The organism is Pseudomonas wadenswilerensis (assembly GCF_024749185.1).
Lineage (GTDB): Bacteria > Pseudomonadota > Gammaproteobacteria > Pseudomonadales > Pseudomonadaceae > Aquipseudomonas > Aquipseudomonas wadenswilerensis.
The window spans coordinates 305,772-316,804 of sequence record NZ_CP087191.1; the positions used below are offsets into that span (position 1 = coordinate 305,772).

General features: G+C 63.1%; 8 protein-coding genes. 5 read left to right on the top strand and 3 right to left on the bottom strand.

What is annotated here, in order from left to right; translation table 11 throughout:
• Positions 1-123 precede the first annotated feature (123 nt).
• From gltB to LOY45_RS01395, 4 genes are all read left to right on the top strand, one after another.
• Positions 124-4,569 carry a glutamate synthase large subunit gene (gene gltB, locus LOY45_RS01380; protein WP_233674186.1) on the top strand — a complete coding sequence of 1,482 codons (4,446 nt, stop codon included), beginning with the start codon at positions 124-126 and terminating at the stop codon, positions 4,567-4,569.
• Between the two features lie 33 nt (positions 4,570-4,602).
• Complete coding sequence (locus tag LOY45_RS01385; protein ID WP_010222236.1) at positions 4,603-6,021, top strand: FAD-dependent oxidoreductase; 1,419 nt, start codon at positions 4,603-4,605, stop codon at positions 6,019-6,021.
• Between the two features lie 189 nt (positions 6,022-6,210).
• A complete protein-coding gene (gene hemE, locus LOY45_RS01390; protein ID WP_038997633.1) occupies positions 6,211-7,272 on the top strand; it encodes a uroporphyrinogen decarboxylase in 1,062 nt (353 codons plus the stop codon).
• Between the two features lie 140 nt (positions 7,273-7,412).
• Complete coding sequence (locus LOY45_RS01395) at positions 7,413-7,760, top strand: YgiW/YdeI family stress tolerance OB fold protein (protein ID WP_115089377.1); 348 nt, start codon at positions 7,413-7,415, stop codon at positions 7,758-7,760.
• A gap of 71 nt (positions 7,761-7,831) precedes the next feature.
• Here LOY45_RS01395 and LOY45_RS01400 read toward each other — a convergent pair whose 3' ends face one another.
• The gene (locus tag LOY45_RS01400; RefSeq protein WP_233673592.1) at positions 7,832-9,046 is read right to left on the bottom strand and encodes an MFS transporter; all 1,215 of its coding nucleotides are present in this window, start codon (positions 9,044-9,046) and stop codon (positions 7,832-7,834) included.
• A gap of 168 nt (positions 9,047-9,214) precedes the next feature.
• On the opposite strand from LOY45_RS01400, the gene LOY45_RS01405 reads away from it, so the two are divergent.
• Positions 9,215-10,114 carry a LysR family transcriptional regulator gene (locus LOY45_RS01405; RefSeq protein WP_258578656.1) on the top strand — a complete coding sequence of 300 codons (900 nt, stop codon included), beginning with the start codon at positions 9,215-9,217 and terminating at the stop codon, positions 10,112-10,114.
• Position 10,115: 1 nt separating this feature from the next.
• On the opposite strand, the gene LOY45_RS01410 is transcribed toward LOY45_RS01405, so the two are convergent.
• The gene (locus LOY45_RS01410) at positions 10,116-10,562 is read right to left on the bottom strand and encodes an excinuclease (RefSeq protein WP_115089371.1); all 447 of its coding nucleotides are present in this window, start codon (positions 10,560-10,562) and stop codon (positions 10,116-10,118) included.
• A gap of 15 nt (positions 10,563-10,577) precedes the next feature.
• Positions 10,578-11,021 (bottom strand): hypothetical protein, encoded by a 444-nt coding sequence (locus tag LOY45_RS01415; RefSeq protein WP_115089369.1) that lies wholly within the window; start codon positions 11,019-11,021, stop codon positions 10,578-10,580.
• Positions 11,022-11,033 lie beyond the last annotated feature (12 nt).

Genomic DNA, 11,033 nt, shown 5'->3' on the forward strand with positions numbered 1-11,033 from the left:
GCTGTGCAACAATGGCTCCCCTATTGCCCCCGCAAAGCTGGCATTCGTTCGGCGTGGATGGTAAGTGGTTGTACTAAAAAAAGATTTGCCTTGGTGAGAGGCGAACCTGGTGAGAAAGTGTCTATGAAAACAGGTCTGTACCATCCCGAAGAATTCAAGGATAACTGTGGTTTCGGCCTGATCGCCCATATGACGGGCGAACCCAGCCACCACCTTTTGCAAACGGCCATCCAGGCCCTGACCTGCATGACCCACCGCGGTGGGATCAACGCCGACGGCAAGACCGGCGACGGTTGCGGTCTGCTCATGCAGAAGCCCGATCAGTTCCTGCGCGCCGTGGCCCGCGAACAGTTCGGCAATGAGCTGCCCAAGCAGTACGCGGTCGGCATGGTGTTCTTCAATCAGGACAACGCCAAGGCTGAAGCCGCGCGCGCCAACATGAACCGCGAGATCCTCGCGGCGGGCCTGCAACTGGTGGGCTGGCGCAAAGTGCCGATCGACACCAGCGTCCTCGGCCGCCTGGCCCTGGAGCGCCTGCCGCAGATCGAGCAGGTGTTCGTTGGCGGTGAAGGCCTGAGCGATCAGGAATTCGCCATCAAGCTGTTCAGTTCCCGTCGTCGCTCTTCGGTGGCCAATGCCGCCGACACCGACCACTACATCTGCAGCTTTTCGCACAAGACCATCATCTACAAAGGCCTGATGATGCCGGCGGACCTCGCCGCCTTCTATCCGGACCTGAGCGACGAGCGCCTGCAAACCGCGATCTGCGTGTTCCACCAGCGCTTCTCGACCAACACCTTGCCGAAATGGCCGCTGGCGCAGCCGTTCCGCTTCCTCGCCCATAACGGCGAAATCAACACCATCACCGGTAACCGCAACTGGGCCCAGGCGCGTCGCACCAAGTTCGCCAACGACCTGATCCCCGACCTCGAAGAGCTCGGCCCGCTGGTCAACCGTGTCGGTTCCGACTCCTCGAGCATGGACAACATGCTCGAACTGATGGTCACTGGCGGCATCGACCTGTTCCGTGGCGTGCGCATGATCATTCCGCCAGCGTGGCAGAACGTCGAGACCATGGACGCCGACCTGCGCGCCTTCTACGAATACAACTCCATGCACATGGAAGCGTGGGACGGCCCGGCCGGTGTGGTACTGACCGAAGGCCGCCACGCGGTGTGCCTGCTCGACCGCAACGGCCTGCGCCCGGCGCGCTGGGTCACCACCAAGAACGGCTACATCACCCTGGCGTCGGAAATCGGCGTGTGGGACTACAAGCCCGAAGACGTGATCGCCAAGGGCCGTGTCGGCCCGGGGCAGATCTTTGCCGTGGACACCGAAACCGGGCAGATCCTCGACACCGATGCCATCGACAACCGCCTGAAGTCGCGCCACCCGTACAAGCGCTGGCTGCGTCAGAATGCCCTGCGCATCCAGGCTGACCTCAGCGACGACCAGGGCGTGGCCAGCTACGACGCTGACCAGCTCAAGCAATACATGAAGATGTTCCAGGTCACCTTCGAAGAGCGCGACCAGGTGCTGCGTCCGCTCGGCGAACAAGGCCAGGAAGCGGTCGGTTCGATGGGCGACGACACGCCGATGGCGATCCTTTCGCAGCGCGTGCGTTCGACCTACGACTACTTCCGCCAGCAGTTCGCCCAGGTCACCAACCCGCCGATCGACCCGCTGCGTGAAGCGATCGTCATGTCGCTGGAGATCTGCCTGGGTGCCGAGCGCAACATCTTCCAGGAATCCCCCGAGCACGCCTCGCGGGTGATCCTCAGCTCGCCAGTGATCTCGCCGGCCAAGTGGCGTTCGCTGATGAACCTCGACCGTCCCGGTTTCGAGCGTCAGTTGATCGATCTCAACTACGCAGAAGGCCTTGGCCTGGAAGCAGCGGTGCGCAACATCGCCGACCAGGCCGAAGAAGCCGTGCGCAGCGGCAAGACCCAGCTGGTGCTGAGCGACCGCCATATCGCCCCGGGCAAGCTGCCGGTACATGCCTCGCTGGCCGTGGGTGCCGTGCACCACCGCTTGACCGAGCTGGGCCTGCGTTGCGACAGCAACATCCTGGTGGAAACCGCCACCGCCCGCGACCCGCATCACTTCGCCGTGCTGATCGGTTTCGGTGCTTCGGCCGTCTATCCGTACCTGGCCTATGAAGTGCTGGCCGACCTGATCCGCACCGGCGAAGTGCTCGGTGACCTGGACGAAGTGTTCAAGTACTACCGCAAGGGCATCTCCAAGGGCCTGTTGAAGATCCTCTCGAAGATGGGTATCTCGACTGTCGGTTCCTACCGTGGTGCGCAGTTGTTCGAAGCCGTCGGCCTCTCGGAAGAAGTGGTGAACCTGAGCTTCCGTGGCGTTGCCAGCCGCCTGAAAGGCGCCCGTTTCGTCGACATCGAGAACGAGCAGAAGCTGCTCGCCGCCGAAGCGTGGAGCGCGCGCAAGCCGATCCAGCAGGGTGGCCTGCTGAAGTTCGTCCACGGTGGCGAATACCACGCCTACAACCCGGACGTGGTCAACACCCTGCAGGCCGCCGTGCAGCAGGGCGACTACAGCAAGTTCAAGGAATACACCGCGCTGGTCGACACGCGTCCGGTGTCGATGATTCGCGACCTGCTCAAGGTGAAAACCCTGGAGCAGCCGCTGGAGCTGAGCGAGATCGAACCGCTGGAAGCGATTCTCAAGCGCTTCGACTCCGCCGGGATCTCCCTTGGCGCGCTGTCGCCGGAGGCTCACGAAGCCCTGGCCGAGGCGATGAACCGCCTGGGTGCGCGCTCGAACTCCGGTGAGGGCGGCGAAGACCCGGCCCGCTACGGCACCATCAAGAGCTCGAAGATCAAGCAGGTGGCCACCGGCCGCTTTGGCGTAACCCCCGAGTATCTGGTTAACGCCGAAGTGCTGCAGATCAAGGTGGCCCAGGGCGCCAAGCCGGGTGAGGGCGGGCAACTGCCTGGCGGCAAGGTCAACGGCCTGATCGCCCGGTTGCGCTACGCCGTGCCTGGCGTGACCCTGATCTCGCCACCGCCGCACCATGACATCTACTCGATCGAGGACCTCTCGCAGCTGATCTTCGACCTCAAGCAGGTCAACCCGCAGGCGCTGGTTTCGGTCAAGCTGGTGGCAGAAGCGGGTGTTGGCACCATCGCCGCCGGCGTGGCCAAGGCCTATGCCGACCTGATCACCATCTCCGGCTACGACGGCGGTACCGGCGCTTCGCCGCTGACCTCGATCAAGTACGCTGGTGCGCCGTGGGAGCTTGGCCTGGCCGAAACCCACCAGACCCTGCGCGGCAACGACCTGCGCGGCAAGGTCCGGGTGCAGACCGACGGCGGCCTGAAAACCGGCCTGGACGTGATCAAGGCGGCGATCCTTGGCGCCGAAAGCTTCGGCTTCGGTACCGCACCGATGATCGCCCTGGGCTGCAAGTACCTGCGTATCTGTCACCTGAACAACTGCGCCACCGGCGTCGCCACCCAGAACGACAAGCTGCGCAAGGATCACTACATCGGCACCGTCGACATGGTGGTGAACTTCTTCACCTACGTCGCCGAAGAAACCCGTGAGTGGCTGGCCAAGCTGGGCGTGCGCAGCCTCGGCGAGCTGATCGGGCGTACCGACCTGCTGGAAATGCTCCCCGGCGAAACCGAGAAGCAGAAGCACCTGGACCTCAGCCCGCTGCTGGGCAGCGAGCACGTGCCGGCCGACAAGCCGCAGTTCTGCGAAGTCGACCGCAACCCGCCGTTCGACAAGGGCGTGCTGGCCGAGAAGATGGTCGATATGGCCCTGCCGGCCATCCGCGACCTGTCGGGCGCCGAGTTCGCCCTGGACATCTGCAACTGCGACCGCTCCATCGGCGCGCGGATTTCCGGCGAAATCGCCCGCCTGCACGGCAACCAGGGCATGGCCAAGGCACCGATCACCTTCCGCTTCAAGGGCACTGCCGGGCAGAGCTTCGGCGTATGGAACGCCGGTGGCCTGAACATGTACCTCGAAGGCGATGCCAACGACTACGTCGGTAAAGGCATGACCGGTGGCAAGCTGGTGATCGTACCGCCTGCGGGCAGCCCGTTCGCTACCCAGCACAGCGCCATCATCGGCAACACCTGCCTGTACGGCGCCACTGGCGGCAAGCTGTTCGCCGCCGGTACCGCGGGCGAGCGCTTTGCCGTGCGCAACTCCGGTGCCCACGCGATTGTCGAGGGCACAGGCGATCACTGCTGTGAGTACATGACCGGTGGCTTTGTCTGCGTTCTGGGCAAGACCGGTTACAACTTCGGCTCGGGTATGACCGGTGGTTTTGCCTACGTGCTGGACATGGACAACAGCTTCGTCGACAAGCTCAACCACGAACTGGTCGAGATCCAGCGCATCAGCGGCGAGGCCATGGAGGCTTATCGCAGCCACCTGCAGCGCGTGCTGGCTGAATACGTCGAAGAAACCAACAGCGAATGGGGTCGTGAGCTCTGGGAAAACCTGGACGACTACGTGCGGCGCTTCTGGCTGGTCAAGCCGAAGGCGGCCAACCTGAAGAACCTGCTGTCCAGCACCCGTGCCAACCCGCAGTGATATGCGCCTGAAGAGTTTGATGAGGTTTTGAACATGGCTGAACGTCTGAGTAATGACTTCCAGTTCATCGAGGTCGGGCGCAAGGATCCGAAGAAGAAACTGTTGCGTCAACGCAAGAAAGAGTTCGTGGAAATCTACGAGCCCTTCAAACCCCAGCAGTCGGCCGAACAGGCCCACCGCTGCCTGGGCTGTGGCAACCCGTACTGCGAGTGGAAGTGCCCGGTGCACAACTTCATCCCCAACTGGTTGAAGCTGGTCGCCGAAGGCAACATCCTCGCCGCCGCGGAGCTGTCGCACCAGACCAACACCCTGCCGGAAGTCTGCGGCCGGGTGTGCCCGCAGGACCGCCTGTGCGAGGGTGCCTGCACCCTCAACGACGGCTTTGGCGCGGTGACCATCGGCTCGGTGGAGAAGTACATCACCGACACCGCTTTCGCCATGGGCTGGCGCCCGGACATGTCCAAGGTCAAGCCGACCGGCAAGCGCGTTGCCATCATCGGCGCCGGTCCGGCCGGCCTGGGTTGCGCCGACGTGCTGGTGCGCGGCGGGGTGACTCCGGTGGTGTTCGACCGCAACCCGGAAATCGGCGGCTTGCTGACCTTCGGCATCCCCGAGTTCAAGCTGGAAAAGACCGTGCTGAGCAATCGCCGCGAAGTCTTCACCGGCATGGGCATCGAGTTCCGCCTCAACACCGAGGTGGGCAAGGATGTCAGCATGGAGCAGCTGCTCGAGGAATACGATGCCGTGTTCATGGGCATGGGCACCTACACCTACATGAAGGGCGGCTTCCCCGGTGAAGACCTGCCCGGCGTGCACGATGCCCTGGATTTTCTGGTGGCCAACGTCAACCGCAACCTGGGCTTTGAAAAGTCGCCGGAAGATTTCGTCGACATGAAGGGCAAGAAGGTCGTGGTACTCGGTGGCGGCGACACGGCGATGGACTGCAACCGCACCTCCATCCGCCAGGGCGCCAAGGCCGTGACCTGTGCCTACCGTCGGGACGAGGCGAACATGCCCGGCTCGCGCAAAGAGGTGAAGAACGCCAAGGAAGAAGGCGTGAAGTTCCTCTACAACCGCCAGCCGATTGCGATTGTCGGTGAAGACAAGGTCGAAGGCGTGAAGGTGGTCGAGACCCGTCTCGGTGAGCCGGACGCCCGTGGCCGCCGCAGCCCCGAGCCGATCCCGGGCTCCGAAGAGATCATCCCGGCCGATGCCGTGGTCATCGCCTTCGGCTTCCGCCCGAGCCCGGCGCCGTGGTTCGAGCAGTTCAGCATCCAGACCGACAGCCAGGGCCGCGTGGTGGCACCGGAGAAGAACACCTACAAGCACCAGACCAGCAACCCGAAGATCTTCGCCGGTGGCGACATGGTCCGCGGTTCCGACCTGGTGGTGACGGCGATCTTCGAGGGGCGCAATGCCGCCGAGGGGATTCTGGATTACCTGGAGGTCTGATCGGGCCTCATCGCTGGCAAGCCAGCTCCCACAAAGTCACCGCGTACACTGTGGGAGCTGGCTTGCCAGCGATGCTTTTAAGGAAATCTATTGACCTGTCACAAGTCGATAGACAAAAGGCACGGTTGATACCGTGCCTTTTACGTTGGGCTCTGAGAAAATGCCCCCACTTTTTTTCCGGATGCCGACATGACTGCCTTGAAGAACGATCGTTTTCTGCGCGCCCTGCTCAAGCAACCCGTAGACGTCACCCCGGTGTGGATGATGCGCCAGGCCGGCCGCTACCTGCCGGAGTACCGCGCCAGCCGCGCCAAGGCCGGCGACTTCATGAGCCTGTGCATGAACCCGCAGTTTGCCTGCGAGGTCACCCTGCAACCGCTGGACCGCTACCCGCTGGACGCCGCGATCCTGTTCTCGGACATCCTCACCATCCCTGACGCCATGGGCCAGGGCCTGTACTTCGAAACCGGCGAAGGCCCGCGTTTCAAGAAGGTCATCAGCACCCTGGCCGACATCGAAGCGCTGCCGATCCCTGATCCGCAGAAGGACCTGGGCTACGTCATGGACGCGGTCAGCACCATCCGCCGCGAGCTCAATGGCCGCGTGCCGCTGATCGGCTTCTCCGGCAGCCCCTGGACCCTGGCCACCTACATGGTCGAAGGCGGCTCGTCGAAAGACTTCCGCAAGACCAAGGCCATGCTCTACGACAATCCGCAGGCCATGCACCTGCTGCTCGACAAGCTCGCGCAGTCGGTCATCAGCTACCTCAACGGGCAGATCCTCGCCGGCGCGCAAGCGGTGCAGATCTTCGATACCTGGGGTGGCAACTTGTCGGCGGCGGCCTACCAGGAGTTCTCCCTGGCCTACATGCGCAAGATCGTCAGCGGCCTGATCCGCGAGCACGAAGGGCGCAAGGTGCCGGTGATCCTCTTCACCAAGAACGGCGGCCTGTGGCTGGAAAGCATCGCCGATGCCGGCGCTGATGCCCTGGGCCTGGACTGGACCTGCGACATCGGCGAAGCCCGTCAGCGTGTCGGCAGCAAGGTTGCCCTGCAGGGCAACATGGACCCGACCGTGCTGTACGCCAAGCCGGAGGCCATTCGTGCCGAAGTCGGGCGCATCCTCGCCAGCTACGGCCATGGCACCGGTCATGTGTTCAACCTCGGTCATGGCATCACCCCGGAAGTTGATCCGGAGCACGCCGGCGCGTTCATCAACGCCGTGCACGAGCTGTCGGCGCAGTACCACTAAGTAGGAGCGGGCTTGCCCCGCGATTGCGACCTGGCTGAACCAGCGCGATCGCGGGGCAAGGCCGCTCCCACTGCCATTAAGGTTCAATTCAGCCTGCCTGGGTAATCTGGCTCCATCGAAACCCACACAGGATCTTCACCATGAAAGCTCGTTACCTCGCTCTGCTGCTTGCCCCACTGTTCAGCACCGCTGCCCTGGCTGCCGGCTACACCGGCCCTGGCGCCCAGTCGGTGACCACGGTGGCCGCCGCTAACGACGCCGCTGACGACACCCCGGTTGTGCTGCAAGGCTACGTCATCAAGAAAGTGAACAACGATGACAAGTACGAGTTCAAGGACACCACCGGCACCATCACCGTCGAGATCGATGACGAAGACCTGCCGCCGGTGGCCTTCAACGACAAGACCAAGGTCAAGCTGACCGGTGAAGTCGAGAAGCACCTGATGAGCCGTGAAGTGGATGTTGATCTGGTTGAAGTGATTAACTAAAGAATGCATCGCGGGGCAAGCCCGCTCCTACACTGAACCTGTGGGAGCGGGCTTGCCCCGCGATTTGCATTTCAGGCCTTGGCCGGCAACCGGCTCAAGTGCACCGCCACCAGCAAGGCCACCACCAGCAAGCTGCCAATGAACAGGCCGATGCCGTTCCACCCCGCCTGATGCCAGAACACCCCGCCCGCTGTCCCCGCCACACTCGACCCCGCGTAGTAACTGAACAGGTACAACGACGACGCCTGGCCCTTGGCCTTGGTCGCCCGTCGGCCGATCCAGCTGCTGGCCACCGAGTGCGCGCCGAAAAAGCCGAAGGTAAACACCAGCATGCCAACGATGATCAGCAGCAAGGGGCTGAGCAGGGTCATCAGCAAGCCGCTGAACATCAGCAAAATGGTGGCCCAGAACACCTTGCGCCGGCCCAGCTTGTCGGCCAGCGCGCCGATCTGTGCCGAGCTGTAGATCCCCGACAGGTACACCACCGACAACAGCCCGACCAGCGCCTGGCTCATGTGATAGGGCTCGGCCAGCAGGCGATAGCCGATGTAGTTGAACAGGGTGACGAAAGCGCCCATCAGCAGGAAGGCTTCGAGGAACAGCCACGGCAGGCCGGCATCGCGAAAGTGCAGGGTGAAGCCATCAAGCAGGCTGCGCGGGTGCAGCGAGCGCGGGCGGAAGTTGCGCGATTCCGGGAGGATCTTCCAGAACACCGCCGCCGCAACCAGCGCCAGGCCGCCGATGACCAGCATCGCCGTGTGCCAGCTGACGAAGTCGATCAGCACGCCGGTGATCAAGCGCCCGCTCATGCCGCCAATGGCATTGCCACCGATGTACAGGCCCATGGCCAGGCCGATGTGCTGGGGGTGGATCTCTTCGCTGAGGTAAGTCATGGCCACCGCCGCCAGGCCGCTCAGCGACAGCCCGAGCAAGGCGCGGGTCAGCAGTACGCCGTGCCAGCTGGGCATCAGGGCGCTGACGATGGTGCACAGCGCTGCGCAAAACAAGGCGAAAACCATCACCGGCTTGCGTCCGATGCGGTCGGAAATCGGCCCGGTGATCAGCAGCCCGAATGCCAGCATACCGGTGGATACCGAGAGGATCAGGCTGCTTTGCGCGGCGCTGATCGAGAACTCCTGGGACAGCAGCGGCATCATCGGCTGCACGCAGTACAGCAGGGCAAAGGTGGCAAAACCGCCGCAGAACAGCGCCAGCACGGTACGTAAAAAGGCCGGGGTGCCTTTTTCGATCCAGCTTTCGTTGAAGGTGGCGACGATTTCGTCCAGGGGAGCAGGGGGGAGTTCGTGGGCGTGTGGCGCAACAGCAGTTTTCACGGGTGACCTCGGGGGCGCTACGGCCTGTCAGGCAGTGAAAAAAGCATATAGCTGGCTAATGATCATTTCCAATATATTGTTCGACCTGTTTAAGAGGTTTTACGACCTATTGGAGCTGCCATGGAATTGCGTCACCTGCGCTACTTCATCGCCGTCGCCGAAGAGCTGCATTTTGGCCGGGCGGCGCAGAACCTGGGGATCTCCCAACCGCCGTTGAGCCAGCAGATCCAGGCCCTGGAACAGGAGCTGGGGGCACGCTTGTTCGAGCGTACCAATCGTCGGGTCGAGCTCAGCGAGGCCGGGCGCCTGTTCCTTGAGGAGGCACGGCTGGTGCTGGCGCAAGTCGACAAGGCTGCCGATGTCGCCCGACGTGCGCAACTGGGTGAGCTGGGCGAGATGAAGATCGGCTTCACCTCATCGGCGCCGTTCAATTCGAGCATCCCCAAGGCCATTCACGCCTTTCGCCAACGCTTCCCGGCGGTGCACCTGAACCTCAAGGAGATGAGCAGCCGCGATGTGGCCGATGCCTTGCTCGACGAGTCGATCGAAGTCGGCCTGATGCGGCCGCTGGCGTTGCCCGAGAGCCTGAATGCTGTCGAGCTGTTTCGCGAACCACTGGTGGCAGTGATCAATGCCGCTCACCCGTTGGCGCAAAATAGCGAAGCCGGGGTGCGCATGGCGGCCCTGGCCCACGAGCCGTTCGTGTTCTTTCCGCGCAGCTATGGCAGCGGCTTGCACGCGCAGTTGCTGAGCCTGGCGCGTCAGGCCGGGTTCAGTCCGCATTTTGCCCAGGAGGCGGGGGAGGCGATGACCATCATCGGCCTGGTGGCGGCGGGGCTGGGGGTATCGGTGTTGCCGGCCTCGTTCCAGCGCATGCGTATCGACGGGGTGGTGTACCGGACCTTGCTCGACGACGACGCGGTGACGGCCGTGTGGCTTGTGCAGCGCCGCGATGCGCCGTCAGCGATGGCCAGGGCCTTTGCCGAGCTGTTGACCCGGCAGGCCCTGGAACGCAGCTGAGTTACTGGACCTTGGCCAGGTCGCCCTTCAGCGCAACGCCAGCCATGACCGCACCGGCATGGCATTCGTAGGTGGTGGCGTCCTTGCGCTCGTTGCGCTTGTAGTAGCTGCTGATGTTGGTCACGGCGTTGGCGCCAACCTTGCGCGCGGCGTCCTGCATGGTCAGCAGCGCCGATTGCAGGGCCCATTCACAGGCCGCTTCGTCAGTCTTGTTGAAGGCGTTGGTCTTCTTGTTGGTGACCGCCGCCGGGCTGACCACGGTGACCTTGCCCTTGGGCTGCACGCCGGCCAGGTAGAACTTCACCGAACCGTCGAGCTTGTTCTCGGCGGTCATCTGCGCCACGACTTTCTCGAACGGCAGGTAGTGGGTGGTGTCACGGGCCTGGCTGAGGCCGGGCAGGGCGCAGAGCAGCAGAGTGGCGGTGGCGGTCCAGGTTTTCAGGCGCATCGGGTCGTTCCTTGATTATTTAACAGTATTCGAATGCTGTTCGTTGATGGCGCGTTGCATGATGTTTTGCGCTTCCATCCTGTTCAGCTCTTGCAGGATGCTTTTGTCGAGGTTGTTCACCCAGCGGTTGTAGTTGCGGTGAATCTTGCCGTTGTTGTAGCCCAGCTCGCGGCTGTCGCGGTAATTGATGCGAAAGTTGCTGACGCTGTAGCGGATGTCGACGGCGGCGTAGAAGGTGTTGCGCACCAGGATGTCGGCCTGGATCAGGTTCGGGCTGATCTTGCGGGCGGTCCAGCCACGCTCGGCCACGGCCTTGAGGATGGCCTGCTGTACCTGCTCCTGGCTGTAGTTGTGGCCAACCACCAGTTGCTCTTGCGGGGTCAGTACCGGTTTCGAGGTACAGCCAGCGAGGCCCGCCAGGGCCAGGCCGAGGACAGCGGCGCGAATCAATGAAGACATTCCTTTCTCTCC

Bases quoted from the DNA above. Each gene is read 5' to 3' on its own strand.
- gltB (WP_233674186.1), top strand. From the start codon at position 124: ATGAAAACAGGTCTGTACCATCCCGAAGAATTCAAGGATAACTGTGGT.
- LOY45_RS01385 (WP_010222236.1), top strand. From the start codon at position 4,603: ATGGCTGAACGTCTGAGTAATGACTTCCAGTTCATCGAGGTCGGGCGC.
- hemE (WP_038997633.1), top strand. From the start codon at position 6,211: ATGACTGCCTTGAAGAACGATCGTTTTCTGCGCGCCCTGCTCAAGCAA.
- LOY45_RS01395 (WP_115089377.1), top strand. From the start codon at position 7,413: ATGAAAGCTCGTTACCTCGCTCTGCTGCTTGCCCCACTGTTCAGCACC.
- LOY45_RS01405 (WP_258578656.1), top strand. From the start codon at position 9,215: ATGGAATTGCGTCACCTGCGCTACTTCATCGCCGTCGCCGAAGAGCTG.
- LOY45_RS01410 (WP_115089371.1), bottom strand. From the start codon at position 10,562: ATGCGCCTGAAAACCTGGACCGCCACCGCCACTCTGCTGCTCTGCGCC.
- LOY45_RS01415 (WP_115089369.1), bottom strand. From the start codon at position 11,021: ATGTCTTCATTGATTCGCGCCGCTGTCCTCGGCCTGGCCCTGGCGGGC.